The organism is Enterobacter cloacae complex sp. FDA-CDC-AR_0132 (genome assembly GCF_003010695.1).
GTDB classification, from domain to species: Bacteria; Pseudomonadota; Gammaproteobacteria; order Enterobacterales; family Enterobacteriaceae; genus Enterobacter; species Enterobacter ludwigii.
On sequence record NZ_CP027618.1, the window covers coordinates 969,420 to 992,803 of the forward strand.

A 23,384-nucleotide genomic window follows, 5' to 3' on the forward strand; every position below is an offset into this window, starting at 1 on the left:
TGTTACTCCGGCAACAACCCGACAAAACTGCGTTTTTTGCGCGGCTCTGACATCAGGTCCTCAAGCTTATCCACGCAGGCCAGATAGTGCGGGGTTTTCTTGTGCGCCAGCACCGCCTCTTCATCCTTGTAGGCCTCGTAGATAAAGAACCGGGTTTTCACGCGCGGATCCTGTAAAACATCAAAGCGCAGATTGCCCGGCTCCTGAATCGCCCCTTCGTGGTTAGCGCGAAACACCTCCAGAAACTCATCGACCCGCTCGGGTTTGATGTTGATTTCCACTAATGTCACGTTCATTTTGCTTCTCCCTGTTTCTCTTCCTGCCAGAACTGGAACGCGTCCCGCGCGCTCATGTTCTCATGTACCACTTTTTTCACCGCTTTCAGCATGGCCAGCGGGGCGCTGGACTGGAAGATATTGCGGCCCATGTCCACGCCGGACGCCCCCTGGTCAATCGCCCGCCAGCACATCTCCAGCGCGTCGTGCTCCGGCAGCTTTTTGCCTCCGGCAATCACGATCGGCACCGGGCAGCTGGCGGTTACTTTTTCAAACCCTTCGTCGACATAATAGGTTTTGACGAACTGCGCCCCCATCTCGGCCGCGATACGGCTGGCAAGCGAGAAATACCGCGCGTCGCGCGCCATCTCTTTGCCAACGCCCGTTACCGCCAGGGTCGGCATGCCATAGCGCGCACCGGCATCCACCAGTTTGATGATGTTGTTGATCGACTGATGTTCAAACTCACTGCCGATGTACACCTGCGCCGCCACCGCGCAGACGTTCAGGCGCAGCGCATCTTCCATCGCCACCGCCACGCACTCGTTGGAAAGTTCCCCTAAAATCGAATTGCCGCCGGAGGCGCGCAACACGACGGGTTTATTGGTGGCGACAGGCACCTGGCTGCGCAAAATACCGCGGGTGCACATCAGCACGTCGGTTTCCCCAAACAGCGGGGCGATAGAGAGATCGATACGCTCAAGGCCGGTCGTCGGTCCCTGGAAATAGCCGTGATCAAAGGCCAGCATCACCGTGCGGTTGCTTTTTGGGTTGAAGATGCGCGCCAGCCTGGACTGCATTCCCCAGTCCAGCGAGCCGCATCCCTTCAGGGTAAACGGCACGTTCTGCTGCGGTGTGCCGATGCCAAAATCTTTGCCGTCTTTGATGTCGTCTAAATCAGCCATTTGCTCCCCCGTCAGAAATCGTATTTGTTGATGTTCTCTTTGGTAAACACCACCCGCTCCGGCAGCAGCACAATGCCGTTGCCCTTCGCTTCATACTGGTAGCCCTGCACGCTGTTCGGCTCGACCTTCAGCGTACCGATATCTTTCACCTCCACGCTGTCGCCAACGTTAAGATCGCCTTTTTTCAACAACCGATCGGCGACATTGACCGCAATTTTGCCCTGTTGCACCACATCCCACAGGCCGAAGGCTTTCACCGTGCCGCGCTCTACGTACGGACGCATCACGTTAGGCGTGCTGAAGCCGACAATCGCCACCCCTTCTCGCTTCAGGTTTTCCGCCGCCTGCGCCGCCGCCGGCAGGGCGTTGGCATCCGGGGCGATGATCGCATCCAGATCCGGATACGCTTTTAAGATCCCCTCGGCGGTTTGTAGCGATTTGGTGGCATCGTTATAGCCAAACTGCGTGGTCACGACCTGCCACTGCGGATGATCTTTCTCGATTTTGGCCTTCGCCTCTTTCACCCACTGGTTCTGGTCGGTAACGGTCGGGCTGGAGTAAAAGAACGCCACTTTGGCATTCGGTTTGGTGACCTGTTTACCGGCCATGTCGACCAGCAGGCCGCCGAGCTGCGCCGGGGTGCCCTGGTTGATGTAGATGCTGCGGCATTCCGGTTTGGTGTCGGAGTCCCAGGTCAGTACTTTGACGCCACGCTGCATCGCGCGCTTCAGCGCCGGGCAGAGGCCATCCGGCGACACCGCCGAAACGATAATGGCGTTATAGCCCTGGTTAACGAAGTTGTTGATAAGCTGCACCTGGCCTGAGACGCTGGGCTCGGTCGGGCCGTCGTAGGTGACGTCCACGCCGAGATCTTTACCCGCCTCTTTCGCGCCATTGCCGCCGCTGGTAAAGAAGCCAACGCCCACCAGCTTGGGGATAAAGGCGATGCGGTCCGCGGCCTGTGCCGACGCGAAGCTGAGTGCCATCGCCAGGACTATCAGTTTTGTTTTCATCTTACGCTCCGGGTATGTTTTGTGAGGAGAGAGCGCACCCATTCACGGTGCAAACTCAGTGAACGTCCCATCACCACCACAACCAACAGCGCCCCTGACAGCGCGCTCGACACCTGGTTGGGGATGCCGACCATCTGTAAACCCTGCTGCAGATACCCCACCAGCAACGCCGCCAGGGCCGTACCGATTACCGACCCCGAACCGCCATAGATATTGGCGCCGCCGAGGACCGCTGCGGTCAGTGCAGGCATCAGTAAATCGCGTCCCAAATCCGAACGCGCCGAACCGAAATAGGAGACCATCACCAGCGCAGCAATGGCCGAAGCAACGCCCACCAAGCCATACAGGGCGTAGGGCATCCCGTTGACCGAGAGCGCCGCATAGCGCGCCGCGCGCGGGTTCTGCCCAATCAAAAACAGATGGCGGCCAAAGCGTCCGCGATGGGTAATCAGCCAGAAGAAGACGGTAATCACGGCGAACAGCACCAGCGGGATTGGCAACCCCAGGAATGTGAGGTTAGCGAACGCGGTAAAGCTGTCGGGGAAGCCACCGATGCCTTCGTAACCGGTCGCCCCCGCCATGCCGGAGAGCAGCAGTGCGCCACCGCCGTAGAGATAGAGCGTGCCGAGGGTGATAACCAGTGGGCTGATGCCGGTGTAGTGGATCAGCGCAGCGTTGACCAGACCGCACAGCAGGCCGAGCAGCAGCGTCAACGGTATCGCCAGCGCCATCGGCCAGCCCGCCTGCATCATCACCCCCAGCGCGATGGCACACAGGCCGATGGTCGAACCGAGAGAAATATCAATGCCGCCGCTGATGATCACCAGGGTGAGCGGCAGCGCCACAATGCCAATGCAGATAAAATCACTGGTGCTGAACAGCAGCATGTTGATATCGAGCATGCGCGGATTGATGGCCCCAAAGAGCAGGATTTCCAGCACCAGTAATATCAGCAGCGCGCTTTCCCAGTTAAGCTTCATTTACGCCACCTCTTTTTTGTGTTTCGTAAACGGGGTGACATGCTTCCCCCCTTTGTTACCGGGCTGGAAGCGGCTGTACTTAAGTGCCCGTTGATGCCGGGCCAGCGCCTGGCGCAAGCGCCCGTCGAGCACCAGCACACCGAGCAACACCAGCCCGGCGATAAAATCATTCCACCACGCGGGCAGCCTGAACAGCACCAGCACGGTGTCGATTTGAGTCAGGAAAAAAGCCCCCAGTAAGGCGCCAATAAGCGTCCCGGTACCGCCCAGCAGAGAGATCCCCCCGAGTACGCAGGCGGCAATGGCTTTCATCTCCAGCCCGCTGCCGGTCTGGTTTGGTACAAAGCCAATCTGCGAAGCGAAGACAATCCCCGCACACGCGGCCAGCATGCCGTTCAGCGTAAAAGCGATCATTCGCGTCCGGTTCACCGCCACGCCCAACTGGCGTGCGGCGGCAAGGTTGTCGCCCACGGCGTAGAAATCGCGTCCGAAGGCGGTGCGCGACAACGTCCATGCGCCGACCGCGGCTAAAAACACCACGCCCATTCCGAGCGGTGAAATCCCCATAGCGGCAGGTTCAGAGAGCGATTTCAGGCTCGGCGGTAGCCCTTCAATCCACTTTCCTCCCGTCCACAGCAGCATCGCCCCGCGATAGAGACCCAGCGTGCCGAGGGTGGCCACGATTGCCGGAATACGCAGCCCCACCACCAGAAAACCGTTAAATGCTCCCGCCAGTGCGCCAATCGACAGCGCAAAGAGGATCGATACCGGCAGGGTGTAGCCGCTGTTCAGGGCCACCCCCACGGCAATGGCAGACAGCCCGACGGTAGAGCCGACGGAAACATCAATATTGCGGGTCAACATCACCAGCGCGGCGCCGAGCGCCAGCAGGATCAGGATTTGCGAACTGGCGAAGATCATCCCCAGCGTTTGCAGGCTGAAATAGGCCGGATTGAGCCCCACCAGCACCGCGAACAACGCCAGAATGGCGATGAACGCGCTCAGTTCGCGATTTTTCAGTAAGGTCTTCATGACTGCCCTCCGAATGCCAGCGCCATCATTCTGTCGAGACTGACCGCGTGCCGGGACAACTCGCCGCTGAGCACGCCCTGGTGCATCACCAGCACGCGATCGGCAAGCCCGGGGAACTCATCCAGATCGCTTGAGATCATCAGCACCGCCACGTTCTGCGCCGCCACGCTTTTGATGAGCTGATAGATATCGGCCCGCGCCGACACATCCACTCCGCGTGTCGGTTCATCGACGATCAACAGCAGCGGATTCGCCTCCAGACAGCGCGCCAGCAACACCTTCTGCTGGTTGCCGCCGGAGAGCGTGCGCACGGTTTGATCCGCATGGTTAAGCTTGATCCCCAGCGCCCGGTGATAGCGCTCCACCACCGCCGACTCCCGTTTGCGCTGCTGCCAGACCGAGGGCTCATTCAGCGCCACGGTGTTCCAGCGAATCGGCGCATCCAGAAACAAGCCGGAAACCTGTCGGTCCTCTGGCAGGTAGACCAGCCCTTTCTCCAGCCGTGCCGCCACGGGTTCGCCGGTTATCTCCTGATTTTCCAGCCAGACTCGCCCACCGCGCACCGGGCGCAGCCCATACAGCGTTTCCGCAAACTCGGTACGCCCGGAGCCGACCAGCCCGGCGAGGCCAACTATTTCCCCGGCATAGATTTCCATGCTGAGATCGATAAACCCCTCACCGGTAAGCTCTTCCACCCGCAGCACCGGGAAATCCTGCGGCTGCGTGCGGCGATTGCCCGGCAGCGCCAGCCACAGTTTTTGTGCATCACTTAATCCTTTTTCGCGGCTCACCGGCGTCATGGCCGCAATCAGGGCGTTATCGTCGAACTGTGCAGTTTCACCGCTGAGCACAATCGCGCCGTCGCGCATTACCGAGACGTGGCTCGCCAGCTGGCGGATCTCCGGTAATTTGTGTGAGATAAAAACAATGCCGACGCCCAGCGCCTGCAACGCGCGGATCTGGCGGAACAGCCGTTCGGTTTCCCCCGGGGTGAGCGACGCCGTGGGTTCATCAAGGATCAGGATCTTCGCGTTACGCATCAGGCCGCGCAGGATCTCCACCATCTGTTGATCCGCCACTTCCAGGGTGCTGGCGGTGGCATCAAGATTGAGCTGACACTGCAGCTGCTGGAGTTTCTCCGCCAGCCGTTCCCCCATACCGGCCTCACGCGGCAGGCGGAAAAGGATGTTTTCCCGCACCGTCAGGTTGGGGAAAAGCAGGGGTTCCTGGGGCACCAGATAAATCCCCAGCCTGTGGGCCTGCGCGGGCGAAAGCCGCGCAAACGCGTGGCCGTCAACCGAAAGTTCACCGCTGTCCGGCGTTTCCACCCCGGCGATGATTTTCATCAGCGTTGATTTTCCCGCGCCGTTACCGCCCATCAGCGCATGCACCTGACCCGCAAGCAGCGTGAAATGAATACCTTTCAGGACCGGTACGCCGGAGAACTGCTTGCTGATATCACGTGCTTCGATAAGTGGCGTCATTATCGCTCCGCTATTGAACAAATGATTTTTAGATTTAATAATGTTCAAAAGCGTAGACGGTGAACTATATTTAGAACCGTGCAGGGATCACAAATTTATCGATTAAGATCCACACAGACACAAATCAATCTAAAAGATCTGTTTTGTCGCGTGGTTCACACTTTCTTTCTGCGCGATCACGAACATATGATCTAAATTTTTATAAGAGTTCAATTATGAGCGATAAACGCACTGCGGAAGAAGGTCGTTTTGCCGGGCTGGCACTGGCGGAAGAAGAGCTGGTTGCCCGCGTCGCCTGGTGCTACTACCACGACGGATTAACCCAGAATGACATCGGCGAGCGGCTCGGACTGCCGCGCCTGAAGATCTCGCGTCTGCTGGAGAAAGGACGCCAGTCCGGGGTGATCCGCGTGCAGATCAACTCCCGTTATGAGGGGTGTCTGGCGCTGGAAACCGAGCTGCAGCAACGCTTCGGGCTCAAGCTGGTTCGCGTGTTGCCGGCCCTGAATACCCCGCCCATGAATGTCCGGCTGGGCATTGGTGCGGCACAATCGCTGATGGGCGTGCTGGAGCCCGGCCAGCTGCTGGCGGTGGGATTTGGTGAAACCACCATGAGCAGCCTGCAGCACTTAAGCGGTTTTATCAGCTCGCAGCAGATCCGCCTGGTGACGCTCTCCGGCGGCGTTGGGCCGTATATGACGGGCATCGGTCAGCTTGATGCCGCCTGCAGCGTCAGCATGATCCCCGCCCCGCTTCGCGTTTCCTCCGCCGAAGTGGCCGGGATCCTAAAACGCGAATCCAGCGTGCGGGACGTGATCCTCGCCGCCGCCGCGGCCGATGTGGCGGTGGTAGGCATTGGTTCGGTGAACCAGCGCCGGGACGCCACCATATTGCGCTCCGGCTATATCAGCGAAGGTGAACAGCTGATGTACGCCCGTAAAGGGGCGGTGGGCGATATCCTCGGCTATTTCCTGAACGCCGAAGGGGAATGCGTGCACGAGCTGGAGATCCACCGGGAATTACTGGGCGTCACGCTCGATGAACTGGCGCAGTTGCCCACCATCGTTGGCGTGGCCGGAGGTGAAGAGAAAGCCGATGCGATTTATGCCGCACTCAAAGGCCGCCGTATTAATGGCCTGGTGACGGAGGAGACGACAGCCCGCGCGGTGCTGGCTCTGGCGAGTTAAGAGCCTGTCCTGCGCCTGACACGAGGCATGCTCATGAGTTACCTTTTAGCGTTAGATGCAGGGACAGGCAGCGTTCGCGCCGTAATTTTCGATTTGCAGGGCAACCAGGTTGCCGTCGGCCAGGCCGAGTGGAAACACCTGAGCGTGGAGAATGTGCCGGGCTCGATGGAGTTTGATCTCGACATTAACTGGCGGCTCACCTGCCAGTGTATTCATCAGGCGCTGGAGCGCGCCCGCCTGAGCGCAGCGGATATCCAGTCCGTGGCCTGCTGCTCAATGCGCGAGGGGATCGTGCTGTATGACCGCAACGGCGACGCCATCTGGGCGTGCGCCAACGTCGATGCCCGCGCCAGCCGCGAGGTAGCCGAACTCAAAGAGATCCACGACTACCGTTTTGAATCCGAAGTGTATGACGTCTCCGGCCAGACCCTGGCCCTGAGCGCTATGCCGCGCCTGCTGTGGCTGGCGCACCATCGTCCGGACATCTACCGCAAAGCCGCCACGATCACCATGATAAGCGACTGGCTGGCGGCAAAACTGTCCGGCGAGCTGGCCGTTGACCCGTCCAATGCCGGGACTACCGGTATGCTGGATCTCTTCTCCCGCGACTGGCGTCCGGCGCTGCTCGACATGGCCGGGCTGCGTGCCGATATCCTCTCTCCGGTGAAGGAGACCGGCACCGTGCTCGGTGCGATCACCAAAGATGCCGCACAGCAGAGCGGCCTGCGCGAAGGCACGCCGGTGGTGATGGGCGGTGGCGACGTGCAGCTTGGCTGTCTTGGGTTAGGCGTCGTGCGGGCCGGGCAAACGGCCGTGCTGGGTGGTACCTTCTGGCAGCAGGTGGTCAACCTGCCGCAGGTACGCACCGACCCGGAGATGAACATCCGCGTGAATCCGCATGTGATCCCCGGCATGGCGCAGGCGGAGTCGATCAGCTTCTTTACCGGCCTGACCATGCGCTGGTTCCGTGACGCCTTCTGCGCGGAAGAGAAACTCATCGCGGAGCGGATGGGAATGGACACTTACTCCCTGCTTGAGGAGATGGCCAGCCGCGTGCCTGCCGGTTCACACGGTGTGATGCCGATCTTCTCAGATGCTATGCACTTCAAGCAGTGGTATCACGCCGCGCCGTCGTTTATTAACCTCTCCATCGACCCGGAAAAATGCAACAAAGCCACGCTGTTCCGTGCGCTGGAAGAGAACGCGGCGATTGTCTCGGCGTGTAACCTGACGCAGATCTCACGGTTCTCAGGGGTAACGTTCGACGGTCTGGTGTTTGCAGGCGGTGGCTCGAAAGGTGCGTTGTGGAGCCAGATTTTAAGCGACGTGACCGGTCTGCCGGTGCGCGTCCCGCAAGTGAAAGAGGCGACAGCGCTGGGCTGTGCGATTGCTGCCGGAACGGGAGCCGGGCTGTTTTCGGATATGGCGGCGACAGGCGAACGGCTGGTGAAATGGAGCCGCGAGTTCACGCCGAACCCGGCGCACCGGGAGCTGTATGACGGTATGATGCAGAAGTGGCAGGCCGTTTATGCCGACCAGCTTGGGCTGGTGGACAGCGGACTGACGACATCGATGTGGCAGGCACCGGGTTTAGTGCGTGCCCCCTCTCCCTGAGAGCTATAACGCCCCCTCTCCCTCAGGGAGAGGGCATCAGACCACACCAATATTTGAATCCCATCACAATCGCCGCATTCCCCTTTTCCCTTTTACTCATCGCTGGCTAAATTAGTAACTCATCCGACCACATAACAATAATTTTACACTGGAAGAGACTATGAGCCACTACCCGTCGTTATTTGCCCCCCTCGATCTGGGGTTCACCACCCTTAAAAACCGCGTGCTGATGGGCTCAATGCATACCGGGCTTGAAGAACATCCGGACGGGGCCGAACGTCTGGCGGCCTTCTATGCCGAGCGTGCACGTCACGGGGTGGCGCTGATTGTTACCGGCGGGGTGGCCCCTGCGCCTTCTGGCGTGGGGATGGAAGGCGGTGCGGTGCTGAACGACGCCAGCCAGCTGCCGCATCATCGCGTGGTCACTGACGCCGTTCACCGGGAGGGGGGGAAAATTGCCCTGCAGATCCTGCACACCGGGCGTTACAGCTATCAACCGAATCTGGTCGCACCGTCGGCCATTCAGGCCCCGATTAACCGCTTTACGCCCCATGCCCTCAGCCACGATGAGATCCTGACGCTGATTGACGACTTCGCCCGCTGTGCAGCGCTGGCGCGTGAAGCGGGCTATGACGGTGTTGAGGTGATGGGCTCGGAAGGCTACCTGATCAACGAATTCCTCGCGGCCCGCACAAACCAGCGCGACGATGAGTGGGGTGGCGATTACGCGCGCCGCATGCGCTTTGCAGTGGAAGTGGTGCGCGCCGTGCGTGAACGTACCGGGGCGGATTTTATTATTATCTACCGCCTGTCGATGCTCGACCTGGTGGAGGGCGGCGGGACGTTCGACGAAACCGTACAGCTGGCGCAGGCGATTGAAGCCGCCGGCGCGACCATCATCAATACCGGCATCGGCTGGCACGAGGCGCGTATTCCGACCATCGCCACACCGGTACCACGCGCGGCGTTCAGCTGGGTCACGCGCAAGCTGAAAGGGAAAGTGTCTGTCCCGCTGGTGACCACTAACCGCATTAACGACCCGCAGGTGGCGGAAAATGTGATCGCCGCCGGGGATGCCGACATGGTCTCCATGGCGCGTCCGTTCCTTGCAGATGCCGAGCTGCTTTCCAAAGCGCAGAGCGGGCGTGCAGATGAGATTAACACCTGCATCGGCTGTAATCAGGCCTGTCTGGATCAGATTTTTGTTGGCAAGGTCACTTCGTGTCTGGTCAACCCCCGCGCCTGCCACGAAACCAAAATGCCGATTTTCCCGGCGGTGTATAAAAAACGCCTGGCCGTGGTCGGTGCCGGCCCGGCGGGTCTGGCGTTTGCGGTGAATGCCGCCTCGCGCGGTCACAGCGTGACGTTATTCGATGCCGCCGCTGAGATCGGCGGGCAGTTCAATATCGCCAAACAGATCCCGGGCAAAGAAGAATTTTACGAAACCCTGCGCTATTACCGCCGAATGATCGACCTGACGGGCGTGGATCTGCGCCTCAACCAGTTTGTAAATCCGGCGGATGTAATGGAGTACGATGAGGTGATCCTGGCGAGCGGGATCGCACCACGCAGGCCTGCGATCGAGGGCATCGATCATCCGAAAGTCCTGAGCTATCTGGACGTTTTGCGTGACAAAGCGCCGGTGGGGGCAAAAGTGGCGATCATCGGCTGCGGCGGGATCGGGTTCGATACCGCGATGTACTTAAGTCAGCCCGGCGAACCCACCAGCCAGAACATTGCCGACTTCTGCGTGGAATGGGGTATCGACACCAGCCTTAACCAGTCCGGCGGCTTGCGACCGGAAGGACCCCAGCTGCCGAAAAGCCCGCGTCAGATCGTCATGCTGCAGCGTAAAGCCAGCAAACCCGGTGAAGGCCTGGGCAAAACCACGGGCTGGATCCATCGCGCAACCCTGCTCTCTCGCGGGGTGAAGATGATACCGTCGGTGAGCTATCAGAAGATCGATGATGCGGGGCTGCACGTGCTGATCGGCGGTGAGCCGCAGCTGCTGCAGGTGGATCATGTGATTTTGTGTGCGGGTCAGGAGCCGAAGCGCGATCTGGTGGATCCGCTGCGTGAGGCGGGAAAAACGGTACACCAGATCGGCGGATGCGACGTGGCGATGGAGCTGGATGCGCGACGCGCCATTGCGCAGGGCACAACGCTGGCCTTGAGTCTCTGAGTGACGCAACGCTCACCGGGCCTGCACGCGAGGCAGGCCGGTGTAAACTCAGCGCCCCGCGTTAACGGCGGCGACCCAGCTTGACGGATTTCAGCACCACGAACTTGTTGTTGGTGGCAACCGTGGTGCAGTTACCGAAGATCTTCTTCAGCTTGTGGAAGTAGTCCAGGTGACGGTTCGCCACGATATACAGCTCGCCGTTAATTTTCAGGCAGCGGCGTGCATGGTGGAACATCTCCCAGGCGACGTTATCCGTCAGGGCGTGTTTCTGGTGGAACGGGGGATTACAGAACACGGCATTAAAGCGGAACGGCTCAACGCCCGACAGCGCGTTATTAATCATAAACTCGCAGCGATCCAGCGCGTCCGGCATGTTGGTTTCAACGTTCAGACGACTGGAGGCCACCGCCATCGGCGACTCATCACTAAATACAACGCTCGCGTCAGGGTTCTTCGCCAGCAGCGTCAGGCCAATCACACCGTTACCACAGCCCAGATCGACGATTTCGCCTTCCAGGTTATCCGGCAGATTTTCAATAAAGAAACGCGCCCCGATATCAAGGCCGGTGCGGGAGAAGACGTTCGCGTGGTTGTGGATTGTCCAGTCAGTGCCTTCCAGCGTCCAGCTCAGAGTTTCTGGCGCGTCGGCCAGTTCGGGGGCACTGAAAGTACAGTTAATGAGACGCGCTTTTTTCCAGGCCAGCGTCGTGGTGGTTGGGCCGAGCACTTTCTCGAACAGTTCCAGCGTTGAGGTATGGATATCACGCGCCTTGGCCCCCGCGATAATACGCGTTTGTGGGGTTACGACGTTGCGCAGTGCGCGCAATTGTTGTTCCAGCAGCGCCATTGTTTTTGGCACTTTGATCAGCACCACGCCCGGCGCCTGCGGGTAGTCCGCGGTACTGTCGAGGAACTTAACGCTGGATTCGTCGATGTCGTTGTGGCGCAGGTTTTCCCGCGTCGCCAGCTCGCTCAGGTAGGAATCACCGATGCTGTAAGGCGTGTGTTCTGCCAGAGCACAGCCCAGCGCGCCAAACGCGTCATTCAGGATCAAAACCGGGCCGCTGATTTCAGTGTCATCCAACTGTTGCAGCAGATATTCATCCGCCGCTTCCCACGCCTGAAGCGGGTTAACGTCGTCCGTTTCCGGGAAACGTTTAAGGTTGAGTGAACGGAAACCGTTGTCTAAGTGGCTCATCGGCCCTCCTGAATGGTAAAATTTCGGCGTTATCCCTGAAAAGGGTGCGTGAGTATACCCGTTTTATTGTCAAATTGGGGCGTTGATGAACCAACTAACTTATCTCCAGGGCTACCCGGAGAACTTACTTTCTCAGGTTCGCAGCTTAATTGCCGAGCAAAAGCTGGGCGCGGTGCTGGAAAAACGCTATCCGGGGACGCATGACTTCGCGACCGATAAGGCGCTCTGGCAGTATACCCAGGATCTGAAAAACACCTATCTGAAGAGCGCGCCACCCATCAATAAGGTGATGTACGACAACAAGATCCATGTGTTGAAAAACGCGCTCGGCCTGCACACTGCCGTTTCCCGTGTTCAGGGCGGCAAGCTCAAAGCGAAAGCGGAGATCCGCGTTGCCACCGTGTTTCGTCACGCGCCGGAAGCGTTCTTGCGGATGATCGTGGTGCATGAGCTGGCACACCTGAAGGAAAAAGAGCACGACAAGGCCTTCTACTCCCTGTGCTGCCATATGGAGCCGCAGTACCACCAGCTGGAGTTCGATACCCGTTTATGGCTTACGCATTTATCGTTAAAGAGTAATGCGCAGTAGCGCACTGGTTTTGCAATAATCACGTGCTACAGTGGCTAAAGGTTCCCTGCTACGGAGTACGTAAACGTTTATGATACGTTTCGCAGTTATTGGCACGAACTGGATCACCCGCCAGTTCGTCGACGCCGCCCATGAAACCGGCAAATTTAAGCTCACCGCAGTCTATTCCCGCAGCCTGGAGCAGGCGCAGAGTTTTGCGAACGACTATCTGGTTGAACATCTGTTCACGTCGCTCGATGAGATGGCGCAAAGTGACGCCATTGACGCGGTCTACATCGCCAGCCCAAACTCCCTGCACTTTCCGCAAACGTCGCTGTTTCTCAGCCATAAAAAACATGTGATTTGCGAGAAGCCGCTGGCCTCGAATATTCAGGAAGTGGAAGCCGCGATTCAGCTTGCCCGCGACAATCAGGTGGTGCTGTTCGAAGCGTTCAAAACCGCCAGCCTGCCAAACTTCCTGCTGTTACAGCAGTCTCTGCCGAAGATTGGCAAAGTGCGTAAAGCGTTTATTAATTACTGCCAGTACTCGTCGCGCTATCAGCGTTATCTGGACGGTGAAAACCCGAACACCTTTAACCCGGCCTTCTCTAACGGCTCGATTATGGACATCGGTTTTTACTGTCTGGCCTCTGCCGTGGCGCTGTGGGGCGAGCCGCACGGCGTCACCGCCACGGCCAGCCTGCTGGAAAGCGGTGTGGATGCGCACGGTATTGTGGTGCTGGATTACGGTGATTTCAGCGTTACGCTGCAGCACTCCAAGGTGAGCGATTCCGTTCTGCCCAGCGAAATTCAGGGCGAAGCGGGCTCACTGGTTATCGAGAAGATTTCCGAGTGTCAGAAGCTGAGCATTGTCCCACGTGGCGGCAAAGCGCAGGAGCTGACGCAGCCTCAGCATATTAACACTATGCTCTATGAGGCAGAGGTCTTCGCCCGTCTGGTGGAAGACAACGAAGTGAATCACCCTGGGCTGGCGGTCAGCCGCACCACGGCGAAACTGCAAACCGAGATCCGCCGTCAAACCGGCGTGGTCTTCCCTGCAGATGGCGTGGGCGCAGAAGCTATCGCGTAAAGCTGTGTAATGAAACGGTGCAGACCATTGACGAAATCACTGGTCTGACATATTTTGTTACCTGCAAAGGGGAGTAACTTCCTTGCCGGTGGATCGTCATTACGATGCGTGCAAAACCGCATCCGGTCGCCGGGCAATCAAAAAGCCCGTCTTTTTGGTTGTAAGTGAGACCTTGCCGGAAGGCGAGGTCTATGCATAAAAAGCTAACGGCTATCGTCTTCTGACCATGGCCGTTTTTGTTTTTTATGTGTAAGGAAAATAGTATGCATTCTGTCGGCACTCCCATGTTGTGGGGCGGATTCGCGGTTGTCGTGCTCATCATGCTGGCGATCGACCTCTTTTTGCAGGGGCGTCGCGGCGCACATGGCATGACCATGAAACAGGCTGCGGCCTGGTCACTGGTGTGGGTCACCCTCTCCCTGCTCTTCTGTGCTGCCTTCTGGTGGTACCTGGCCTCAACGGAAGGCCGCGCGGTTGCCGATCCTCAGGCGCTCGCGTTCCTCACCGGCTATCTGATTGAAAAAGCCCTGGCGGTCGATAACGTCTTCGTCTGGCTGATGCTGTTTAGCTACTTTGCCGTGCCTGCGGCCCTGCAGCGTCGCGTGCTGGTGTACGGCGTGCTGGGTGCGATTATCCTGCGTACGATTATGATCTTCGCCGGAAGCTGGCTGATTACGCAGTTCGAATGGCTGCTGTATGTCTTCGGCGCATTCCTGCTGTTCACCGGGATCAAAATGGCGCTGGCAAAAGAAGATGGCTCCGCCATTGGCGACCGTCCGCTGGTGAAGTGGATCCGTGGTCATCTGCGCATGACCGACAAGATCGAGAGCGAGCACTTCTTCGTGCGTAAGAACGGCCTGCTTTTTGCCACGCCGCTGCTGCTGGTGCTGATTTTGGTTGAGCTGAGCGATGTGATTTTCGCGGTAGACAGCATTCCGGCTATCTTCGCGGTCACCACTGACCCGTTCATTGTGCTGACATCTAACCTGTTCGCCATCCTCGGTCTGCGTGCCATGTACTTCCTGCTGGCAGGCGCGGCTGAGCGCTTCTCAATGCTGAAATATGGTCTGTCGGTGATCCTGGTGTTTATCGGTATCAAGATGCTGATTGTCGATTTCTACCACATCCCTATCGCTATCTCGCTCGGTGTGGTGTTTGGCATTCTGATCGTGACGTTGCTTATCAATACCTGGGTTAATCGTCAGCACGATAAGAAGCAACAGGTGGAGTAATTACGGTCCTTCCTGCTGCCTTTACGCTGGCCCTCTTCCCCCCAGGGAGAGGGCCAGCACACTTTTGTAAATGAATAGTTAAAAACTATGACGCAACACGTAAAATGCAGCATTTTACGCTTCCCTCCGCATCCGGTTTCCCTATACTCAACCAGGCAAACATTTTCTTACATCCGGACATAAATGTGACTTAGAGCACATAAAGGATGGAACGCAATTTCACTTAGGAATTTTTATGAGCACACAATCAACTGGTCTCTTTGCGCGCCTGGCGCAAGGCAGTCTCGTTAAACAAATTCTGGTAGGGCTGGTACTGGGGATTCTGCTGGCAATGGTGTCAAAACCGGCTGCGGAAGCGACGGGGCTGCTTGGCACCATTTTCGTTGGCGCACTGAAAGCCGTCGCACCGGTGCTGGTGCTGATGCTGGTCATGGCGTCAATTGCCAATCATCAACACGGACAAAAAACCAACATTCGCCCTATCTTGTTCCTGTATCTGCTGGGCACCTTCTCTGCAGCCTTAACAGCCGTCGTTTTCAGCTTCCTGTTCCCGTCCTCGCTGCACCTGACCAGCGCTGCGGGTGATATCACCCCGCCATCCGGTATTGTGGAAGTGCTGCGCGGCCTGCTGATGAGCATGGTCTCTAACCCGATTACGGCACTGATGAACGCTAACTACATCGGCATCCTGGTCTGGGCGATCGGTCTTGGTTTTGCCCTGCGTCACGGCAACGAAACAACGAAAAACCTGGTCAACGACGTGTCGAACGCCGTGACCTTTATGGTCAAAATCGTGATTCGCTTTGCGCCAATCGGCATCTTCGGTCTGGTCTCTTCCACACTGGCGACCACCGGCTTTGGCGCACTGCTGGGCTATGCGCAGTTGCTGGTGGTACTGATTGGTTGCATGCTGCTGGTTGCGCTGGTAATTAACCCGCTGCTGGTGTTCTGGCAGATCCGCCGTAACCCGTATCCGCTGGTGTTAACCTGCCTGCGCGAGAGCGGTGTGTATGCGTTCTTCACCCGCAGTTCTGCGGCAAACATTCCGGTTAACATGGCGCTGGCGGAGAAGCTGAATCTGGATCGCGACACCTACTCGGTTTCCATCCCGCTGGGTGCGACCGTGAATATGGCGGGTGCGGCAATTACCATTACCGTGCTGACGCTGGCGGCTGTGCATACGCTGGGCATTCCGGTCGATCTGCCCACGGCGCTGTTGCTGAGCGTGGTGGCGTCGCTGTGTGCGTGTGGTGCATCGGGTGTGGCGGGTGGTTCGCTGCTGCTGATCCCACTGGCGTGCAATATGTTCGGTATCCCGAATGAGATTGCCATGCAGGTAGTGGCCGTCGGCTTTATCATCGGTGTATTGCAGGACTCCTGCGAAACCGCGCTGAACTCCTCAACGGACGTGCTGTTCACCGCAGCGGCATGCCAGGCGGAAGACGCGCGTTTAGCGAAGAACGCGTTACGCGGGTAAACAAAAGCCCGGTGACAAAACGTAAAGCAAAACGGCAACCGAAGGTTGCCGTTTTAGTATTTGACCCTCTCCACAGGGGTGAGGGCATCACCCGCACCACACTTACAGCGTCACGCCACTCTTGAAGATCGCCAGTTCGCGGAAGTCATTCTTCTCGTTACAGGTCTGTCTGCCGTTGGCAAACTCCACAATGGTATCCACGAATTCCGTCAGCAACTGCGGCATCCCTTTGCCGTGGATTAACTGGCCTGCATCAAAGTCGATCCAGTGTTTTTTCTTCACTGCCAGCTCGCTGTTGGTCGCGATTTTGACCGTCGGCACAAAGCCACCGTACGGTGTCCCGCGCCCGGTGCTGAACAGCACCATGTGGCAGCCGGCGCCGGCCAGCGCGCTGGTCGCAACCGCATCGTTACCCGGTGCGCTGAGCAAATTCAGACCGTGCGTTTTCAGACGTTCACCGTAGCGCAGAACATCAACCACCGGGCTGGCACCCGCTTTTTGCGTGCAGCCGAGAGACTTCTCTTCAAGCGTGGTGATCCCGCCCGCTTTGTTACCCGGAGACGGGTTTTCATAAATCGGCTGGTTGTGGGCGATAAAGTACTGTTTGAAGTCGTTCACCATGGTGACGGTCTTCTCAAACGTCTCTTCGTCGCGACAGTGGCTCATCAGAATACGTTCAGCACCGAACATTTCCGGCACTTCTGTCAGCACCGTCGTACCGCCGTTGGCGATCACATAATCTGAGAAGCGGCCCAGCATCGGGTTCGCGGTGATCCCGGACAGGCCATCAGACCCGCCGCACTCCAGGCCGAACTTCAGCTCACTCAGCTTGCCCGGCTCACGCCTGTCGTGACGCATCACCTCATACAGCTGGTGAAGGTGCTCAATGCCCGCTTCCACTTCATCATCCTGGTGCTGACACACCATAAAGTGCACGCGCTCGGGGTCAAACTCACCCAGCGTGTCGCGAAACGCATCCACCTGATTGTTCTCGCAGCCCAGGCCAATCACCAGCACCGCGCCCGCGTTCGGGTGGCGGACCATGTTTTGCAGCATGGTGCGGGTGTTGATGTGGTCGTCGCCAAGCTGAGAACAGCCGTAGGTGTGGCTGAACAGGTGCACACCGTCCGTACCTTCGGCGTCGTGGGTCTCTTTCAGGAAACGTGTCTGGATTTGACGCGCGATCCCATTCACGCAGCCGACGGTGGGAAGGATCCACAGCTCGTTGCGGATCCCCACCTCACCGTTCGCCCGGCGGTAGATCTGTACCTCGCGATCCGCCGCCTGCGCTTCTTCTGCCGCTAAATCAGGTTGATAGCTGTACTCGTCCAGATCGCTCAGATTGGTGCGGGTGTTGTGGGAATGAATATGCTCACCCGGCGCAATATCCGCCAGCGCATGACCAATCGGGAGACCGTATTTAACAACGTTGTCTCCTTGGGCGATCGGCTTCACGGCAAACTTATGCCCGCGAGTCACCGCCTGACGCAGGGTTACCGTCTGGTTATCAACGGTGACAACTTCACCTTCGGCCAGATCCGCCAGCGCGACGGCAACGTTATCCAGCGAATGGATTTTGATGTATTGCATATCAACCTCAAACGGCCTTAGTTCAGTTCAATGGCGAAGTAGTCGCGCGCATTGTTAAAGCAGATGTTTCTCACCATTTCGCCCAGCAGCTGAATATCGGCAGGGGCCTCACCCGCGGTCACCCAGCGGCCAATCATCTGGCACAGAATGCGGCGGAAATATTCGTGGCGCGTGTAAGAAAGGAAGCTACGGCTGTCGGTCAGCATGCCCACAAAGCGGCTTAACAGACCCAACTGTGCCAGCTGCGTCATTTGACGCTCCATCCCGTCTTTCTGGTCATTGAACCACCAGCCGGAACCGAACTGCATCTTGCCTGGCATACCTTCACCCTGGAAGTTACCGATCATGGTACCCAGCACTTCGTTATCGCGCGGGTTCAGGCAGTAGAGGATGGTTTTTGGCAGCAGATTTTGCTCGTTCTGTTTGCTCAGCAGCTTAGAAAGTTCTTCCGCAAGCGGGCGATCGTTGATGGAGTCGAAGCCCACGTCCGCGCCCAGCAGTTTAAACTGACGCTGGTTGTTATTGCGCAGGGCACCAATGTGGTATTGCTGCACCCAACCGCGACGAGCATATTCCGCACCGAGGAAGACCAGCACCGCCGTTTTGAACTGTGCCACTTCGTGCTCGCTCAGGGATTCACCGGACAGGCGACGTGCCAGAATGCTATCAAGCTCGGCTTCATTCGATTCCGCAAACATCACCACATCCAGCGCGTGGTCAGAGACTTTACAGCCGTGTGCCGCGAAGTGGTCCAGACGTTTGATCAGCGCGCTCTGCAGGTCTGCAAAACGACGAATGTCGGTGTCAGACACTTCCGCCAGCTTCGCCATGTAATCATTGAACGTTGCCTGTTCGATATTAAAGGCTTTATCCGGACGCCAGCTTGGCAGCACTTTAATATCAAACGAGGTATCGCGGGCGACCACCGCGTGATGTTCCAGGGAGTCAATCGGATCGTCAGTGGTCCCCACCATCTTCACGTTCATCTGCTTCATGATGCCGCGGGCGGAGAAGGTATCCTGCGCCAGTAATTCATTGCACCGATCCCAGATTTCATCGGCGGTAGCCGGGGAGAGCAGCTTTCCGGTGATGCCGAACGGACGGCGCAACTCAAGGTGCGTCCAGTGATATAACGGGTTGCCGATGGTGTGCGGAACGGTCGCCGCCCAGGCGTCAAACTTCTCGCGGTCGCTTGCATCACCGGTACACAGGCGCTCCGCCACGCCGTTGGTGCGCATCGCACGCCATTTGTAGTGGTCACCTTTCAGCCAGATGTCATACAGGTTTTTGAAACGGTAATTTTCGGCAACCTGCTGCGGCGGTAAATGGCAGTGGTAGTCGAAAATTGGCTGGTCTTTGGCGTAGTCATGGTACAGGCGGCGAGCAAATTCGGTATCTAACAGAAAATCTTCGGTCATAAACGGTGTCATTATCGTCTTCCTCGTAACGAGAGCGTCAGAAAGCTTATGCTCAGATGCTGCAAAGTTATCACACCAATTTCCAGAGACAGAACATTTTTTCGTGAGTTAGATCAATAAACGCAGACAAATTAATTACCTCAAATGAGGTAAACCCTTCGCCAGGCCGCGCCAGAACTGGCTTTATCCGTAACACATAATGTCCCTACAAATAATCATGCATTTGTGATGTCACTCACCTTTTAAAGTTGTATGACAAGTTATCTTTTCGCCGTCGCAAACACTAAGCCGACGGAATGCATTCCCGGTGTGAAAACACCGGTTTTAACGGTACGGATACCGACTTATGCACGCTTACTTATGGCAAGGTTCGGGCCGTTCCGGGACATCTCCCGGTTAAGCCCCTCCCGTTACACAACCGCTCCCGGACACGGTCGAGAGGTTGCCGTGCAAGGCACGGAATTAACATAACGATGAGGTTTTAGATGCGTAAAATTAAAGGGTTACGTTGGTATATGATCGCACTGGTGACGTTAGGCACCGTGCTGGGCTACCTGACACGTAACACCGTGGCAGCCGCAGCCCCGACGTTGATGGAAGAGCTGCATATCTCCACTCAGCAATATTCCTACATCATTGCTGCTTATTCCGCGGCTTACACCATCATGCAGCCTGTTGCAGGCTATGTTCTGGATATTCTCGGGACCAAAATCGGCTACGCCTTCTTCGCCATCGCCTGGGCTATTTTCTGCGGCGCCACGGCGCTGGCGGGCAGCTGGGGCGGTCTGGCGCTGGCACGTGGTGCGGTAGGTGCAGCGGAAGCGGCAATGATCCCGGCCGGGCTGAAAGCCAGCTCTGAGTGGTTCCCGGCGAAAGAGCGTTCTATTGCCGTCGGCTATTTCAACGTCGGTTCTTCCATCGGTGCGATGATTGCACCACCGCTGGTGGTGTGGGCTATCGTGATGCACAGCTGGCAGATGGCGTTCATTATCTCTGGTGTACTGAGCTTTGCGTGGGCCATGGCGTGGCTGATTTTCTATAAACACCCGCGCGATCAGAAAAAACTGTCTGAAGACGAACGCGAATACATCATTGGGGGTCAGGAAGCTCAGCATCAGACCAACAACGGCAAAAAAATGACGGTCTGGCAGATTCTGGGTACCCGTCAGTTCTGGGGTATCGCCCTGCCGCGCTTCCTCGCCGAACCCGCCTGGGGGACCTTCAACGCCTGGATCCCGCTGTTCATGTTTAAGGTCTATGGCTTTAACCTGAAAGAGATTGCGATGTTCGCGTGGATGCCAATGCTGTTTGCCGATCTGGGCTGTATCGTGGGCGGTTATCTGCCACCGCTGTTCCAGCGCTGGTTTGGCGTGAACCTGATCGTTTCCCGTAAAATGGTCGTGACGATGGGCGCAGTGCTGATGATTGGCCCGGGCATGATCGGCCTCTTCACCAGCCCGTATGTGGCAATCGCCCTGCTGTGCGTCGGTGGTTTTGCTCACCAGTCACTGTCCGGTGCGCTGATTACACTCTCTTCTGACGTCTTCGGGCGTAACGAAGTGGCTACCGCTAACGGCCTGACCGGTATGGCTGCCTGGACGGCGAGCACCCTGTTTGCTCTGGTGGTGGGTGCGCTGGCGGACACCATTGGCTTCAGCCCGCTGTTTGCCGTACTGGCTATCTTCGACCTGATGGGTGCAGTGGTTATCTGGACGGTGCTGAAAAGTAAGTCGGCAGAAGAGGTACTAAAAGAGTCCCTGGGGGGACCGGCAACGCAAAGTTAGCGCCCCTCCTGATGTCACAGAAGCCGCCTCCGGGCGGCTTTTTTCATGGCAAAATCTGGAGACTGGCACGCAAAAGTGGTATAACAAATAATCCGCCGTACCCTGCCTGGAGCGCATATGGAAATCACCGAACCACGTCGTTTATATCAACAACTTGCTGCCGAGCTGAAAGATCGCATCGAGCAAGGTGTCTACCTTGTCGGTGATAAACTCCCCGCTGAGCGCTTTATCGCTGATGAAAAAAGTGTAAGCCGCACCGTGGTGCGTGAAGCGATTATCATGCTGGAAGTGGAAGGCTACGTTGAAGTTCGCAAAGGCTCCGGCATTCACGTGATTTCTAATCAGCCGAAACACTCCCCGGTCGCCGACGAAAGTCTCGAATTCGCCAGCTACGGTCCGTTTGAACTGCTCCAGGCGCGCCAGCTTATCGAAAGCAATATTGCGGAATTTGCAGCGACTCAGGTGACCAAGCAGGACATCATGAAGCTGATGGAAATCCAGGAAAACGCGCGCAAGGAAAAATGTTTCCGTGATTCAGAGTGGGACCTGCAGTTCCACGTTCAGGTCGCGCTGGCAACGCAAAACACGGCGCTGGCGGCAATCGTGGAAAAAATGTGGACTCAGCGCGTTCACAACCCGTACTGGAAAAAACTGCACGATCACATCGATTCCCGCACCGTGGATAACTGGTGCGACGATCACGATCAGATCCTTAAAGCGCTGATTCGCAAAGATCCCCATGCGGCAAAACTGGCCATGTGGCAGCACCTGGAAAACACCAAGCAGATGCTGTTCAATGAAACCAGCGATGACTTCGAATTTAACGCTGACCGCTATCTTTTTGCCGATAATCCTGTCGTTCATCTCGATACGGCAGCCAGTGCGGCAAAATAGTTTACCTTTTCGCTGGCAGGCGCTTCGCTGCGCCTTCTGGCAGAGGTGGGTAAGCAAAACATATATAGTGTCAGCCTTTGTAAATCCCCTCGCTCCCCTCCATGGCTTACGCCAAAATCATCTCACCCCTGCAAATTCTGTGACGCAGAACCTTGGGCTTTGTTACAATTGGATTCAATTCGTTATTTTGTAAGTTAGTGCTTGCTAACCAGCCAATTAACAGGGAACAGTGTTGGCCACACCTCAATGTGTCCGCGAGCGACCATAATGAAATCACAACAATGTCGCCGTGCTGTTTGTCCCGGATAACAGGCGTGACGTTAACCGATTTCCAGGAACACTGAATGGAACTTTTGACCCAACTACTGCATGCCCTCTGGGCGCAGGATTTTGAAACGCTGGCCAACCCTTCCATGATTGGCATGCTCTACTTCGTCTTATTTATGATTCTGTTCCTTGAGAACGGTTTACTGCCTGCCGCCTTTTTACCTGGCGACAGCTTACTGGTGCTCGTCGGCGTGCTGTGTGCCAAAGGGGCAATGGCCTTTCCGCAAACCATTTTATTACTGACCATCGCCGCCAGCCTTGGCTGCTGGGTGAGCTATATCCAGGGACGATGGCTGGGCAATACGCGTCTGGTGCAGAACTGGCTCTCCCACCTTCCTGCGCATTATCACCAGCGGGCGCACCATCTTTTCCATAAGCACGGGCTTTCCGCGCTCCTGATTGGCCGCTTCATCGCCTTTGTACGCACCCTGCTGCCTACCATTGCGGGTCTTTCCGGATTAAGCAGCACCCGCTTCCAGTTCTTCAACTGGATGAGCGGCCTGCTGTGGGTTCTGATCCTGACCACGCTGGGCTATGCGCTGGGCAAAACGCCGGTCTTCATGAAATATGAAGATCAGCTCATGTCCTGCCTGATGCTGTTACCGGTGGTTCTGCTGGTCTTTGGTCTGGTCGGTTCGCTGGTGGTGCTGTGGAAGAAGAAATACGGGGCCAGAGGTTAACGATGGTTATCTCACCGCTTGCCGTGCGCCGTTTTGCCGTGGCCATGATTGCCCTGGGGTTGCTCAGCCTCATGTTCCTGGCCTGGACGACGCTTTCGCATCAGGAATCGACGCTGGCCATTCGCCCGGTGAGTCAGGGTGTCAGCGTGCCTGACGGTTTTTCGGTGTGGCATCATCTTGATGCCAACGGCATCCGCTTTAAGAGCATCACCCCGCAGGACGATGTTTTACTGATTAAGTTTGATTCCCGCGCGCAGAGTGCCGCCGCGAAAGTGGTGCTCGACCGTACGCTGCCGCACGGTTATATCATTGCCCAGCAGGAAGATGACAACCAGCCTGCAGCCTGGCTGTCACTGATTCGCGATTCGTCGCATAGATTTGGATAATTACCAGGATTCCGAATCTTTTCACTCACTTTGGTGAATCCCCCGTTTACTTACTATGCTTAAGTACG

20 protein-coding genes are annotated in these 23,384 nt (G+C 57.2%); 11 read left to right on the forward strand and 9 right to left on the reverse strand.

The features are described from left to right. Window positions 1–2 precede the first annotated feature (2 nt). Genes lsrG through lsrA form a run of 6 tightly spaced genes read right to left on the reverse strand, consistent with a single transcriptional unit; the run spans window position 3 to window position 5,689 of the window. Window positions 3–296 carry a (4S)-4-hydroxy-5-phosphonooxypentane-2,3-dione isomerase gene (gene lsrG, locus AM379_RS04680; RefSeq protein WP_063214104.1) on the reverse strand — a complete coding sequence of 98 codons (294 nt, stop codon included), beginning with the start codon at window positions 294–296 and terminating at the stop codon, window positions 3–5. Further along, entirely contained in the window at window positions 293–1,180 is an 888-nt protein-coding gene (gene lsrF, locus AM379_RS04685; RefSeq protein WP_014171710.1) for a 3-hydroxy-5-phosphonooxypentane-2,4-dione thiolase, read from the reverse strand. The genes lsrG and lsrF overlap by 4 nt, the downstream gene beginning before the upstream one ends. Window positions 1,181–1,191: 11 nt before the next feature. Continuing rightward, window positions 1,192–2,193 (reverse strand): autoinducer 2 ABC transporter substrate-binding protein LsrB, encoded by a 1,002-nt coding sequence (gene lsrB, locus AM379_RS04690; RefSeq protein WP_032679011.1) that lies wholly within the window; start codon window positions 2,191–2,193, stop codon window positions 1,192–1,194. Beyond that, window positions 2,190–3,173 (reverse strand): autoinducer 2 ABC transporter permease LsrD, encoded by a 984-nt coding sequence (gene lsrD, locus AM379_RS04695; protein WP_014171712.1) that lies wholly within the window; start codon window positions 3,171–3,173, stop codon window positions 2,190–2,192. Before lsrD ends, lsrB begins: the two co-directional genes overlap by 4 nt. Then, the gene (gene lsrC, locus AM379_RS04700) at window positions 3,174–4,205 is read right to left on the reverse strand and encodes an autoinducer 2 ABC transporter permease LsrC (protein WP_020883583.1); all 1,032 of its coding nucleotides are present in this window, start codon (window positions 4,203–4,205) and stop codon (window positions 3,174–3,176) included. It abuts the gene before it with no gap. After that, window positions 4,202–5,689, reverse strand: a complete 1,488-nt coding sequence (lsrA, locus tag AM379_RS04705; RefSeq protein ID WP_020883582.1) for an autoinducer 2 ABC transporter ATP-binding protein LsrA — start codon at window positions 5,687–5,689, stop codon at window positions 4,202–4,204. The genes lsrC and lsrA overlap by 4 nt, the downstream gene beginning before the upstream one ends. Window positions 5,690–5,904: 215 nt before the next feature. On the opposite strand from lsrA, the gene lsrR reads away from it, so the two are divergent. The 3 genes from lsrR (at window position 5,905) to AM379_RS04720 (ending at window position 10,672) form a co-directional block, all read left to right on the forward strand. Further along, on the forward strand, window positions 5,905–6,876 hold the full coding sequence (gene lsrR, locus AM379_RS04710; RefSeq protein WP_020883581.1) for a transcriptional regulator LsrR: 972 nt from the start codon (window positions 5,905–5,907) through the stop codon (window positions 6,874–6,876). Window positions 6,877–6,909: 33 nt separating this feature from the next. After that, on the forward strand, window positions 6,910–8,490 hold the full coding sequence (gene lsrK, locus AM379_RS04715; RefSeq protein WP_020883580.1) for an autoinducer-2 kinase: 1,581 nt from the start codon (window positions 6,910–6,912) through the stop codon (window positions 8,488–8,490). A gap of 160 nt (window positions 8,491–8,650) precedes the next feature. Continuing rightward, the gene (locus tag AM379_RS04720; RefSeq protein WP_106503510.1) at window positions 8,651–10,672 is read left to right on the forward strand and encodes an NADPH-dependent 2,4-dienoyl-CoA reductase; all 2,022 of its coding nucleotides are present in this window, start codon (window positions 8,651–8,653) and stop codon (window positions 10,670–10,672) included. A 61-nt stretch (window positions 10,673–10,733) separates the two neighbouring features. Here AM379_RS04720 and rlmG read toward each other — a convergent pair whose 3' ends face one another. Further along, window positions 10,734–11,870 carry a 23S rRNA (guanine(1835)-N(2))-methyltransferase RlmG gene (gene rlmG / locus AM379_RS04725; protein ID WP_014171718.1) on the reverse strand — a complete coding sequence of 379 codons (1,137 nt, stop codon included), beginning with the start codon at window positions 11,868–11,870 and terminating at the stop codon, window positions 10,734–10,736. An 85-nt stretch (window positions 11,871–11,955) separates the two neighbouring features. Here rlmG and AM379_RS04730 point away from each other — a divergent pair, with 85 nt between their 5' ends. From AM379_RS04730 to sstT, 4 genes are all read left to right on the forward strand, one after another. Further along, window positions 11,956–12,459: a YgjP-like metallopeptidase domain-containing protein gene (locus AM379_RS04730; RefSeq protein ID WP_025202954.1), complete on the forward strand. Its 504-nt coding sequence runs from the start codon at window positions 11,956–11,958 to the stop codon at window positions 12,457–12,459. A gap of 70 nt (window positions 12,460–12,529) precedes the next feature. After that, window positions 12,530–13,528: a Gfo/Idh/MocA family protein gene (locus tag AM379_RS04735; protein WP_014171720.1), complete on the forward strand. Its 999-nt coding sequence runs from the start codon at window positions 12,530–12,532 to the stop codon at window positions 13,526–13,528. 263 nt (window positions 13,529–13,791) lie between these two features. Next, on the forward strand, window positions 13,792–14,760 hold the full coding sequence (locus tag AM379_RS04740; protein ID WP_025202952.1) for a TerC family protein: 969 nt from the start codon (window positions 13,792–13,794) through the stop codon (window positions 14,758–14,760). A gap of 235 nt (window positions 14,761–14,995) precedes the next feature. Then, the gene (gene sstT, locus AM379_RS04745; RefSeq protein WP_014171722.1) at window positions 14,996–16,237 is read left to right on the forward strand and encodes a serine/threonine transporter SstT; all 1,242 of its coding nucleotides are present in this window, start codon (window positions 14,996–14,998) and stop codon (window positions 16,235–16,237) included. Between the two features lie 102 nt (window positions 16,238–16,339). On the opposite strand, the gene AM379_RS04750 is transcribed toward sstT, so the two are convergent. Together AM379_RS04750 and uxaC are read right to left on the reverse strand one after the other, a co-directional pair. Further along, window positions 16,340–17,827 (reverse strand): UxaA family hydrolase, encoded by a 1,488-nt coding sequence (locus tag AM379_RS04750; RefSeq protein ID WP_032679020.1) that lies wholly within the window; start codon window positions 17,825–17,827, stop codon window positions 16,340–16,342. A gap of 17 nt (window positions 17,828–17,844) precedes the next feature. After that, entirely contained in the window at window positions 17,845–19,257 is a 1,413-nt protein-coding gene (uxaC, locus tag AM379_RS04755; RefSeq protein WP_014171724.1) for a glucuronate isomerase, read from the reverse strand. Window positions 19,258–19,730: 473 nt separating this feature from the next. Here uxaC and AM379_RS04760 point away from each other — a divergent pair, with 473 nt between their 5' ends. From AM379_RS04760 to mzrA, 4 genes are all read left to right on the forward strand, one after another. After that, window positions 19,731–21,029: an MFS transporter gene (locus AM379_RS04760; RefSeq protein WP_014171725.1), complete on the forward strand. Its 1,299-nt coding sequence runs from the start codon at window positions 19,731–19,733 to the stop codon at window positions 21,027–21,029. A gap of 117 nt (window positions 21,030–21,146) precedes the next feature. Beyond that, window positions 21,147–21,923, forward strand: a complete 777-nt coding sequence (exuR, locus tag AM379_RS04765) for a transcriptional regulator ExuR (protein ID WP_014171726.1) — start codon at window positions 21,147–21,149, stop codon at window positions 21,921–21,923. A 344-nt stretch (window positions 21,924–22,267) separates the two neighbouring features. Continuing rightward, a complete protein-coding gene (gene yqjA / locus AM379_RS04770) occupies window positions 22,268–22,930 on the forward strand; it encodes a DedA family general envelope maintenance protein YqjA (protein ID WP_014171727.1) in 663 nt (220 codons plus the stop codon). Window positions 22,931–22,932: 2 nt separating this feature from the next. Continuing rightward, window positions 22,933–23,316, forward strand: coding sequence for an EnvZ/OmpR regulon moderator MzrA (gene mzrA, locus AM379_RS04775; protein WP_020883575.1), 384 nt, complete (start codon window positions 22,933–22,935; stop codon window positions 23,314–23,316). Window positions 23,317–23,384 lie beyond the last annotated feature (68 nt).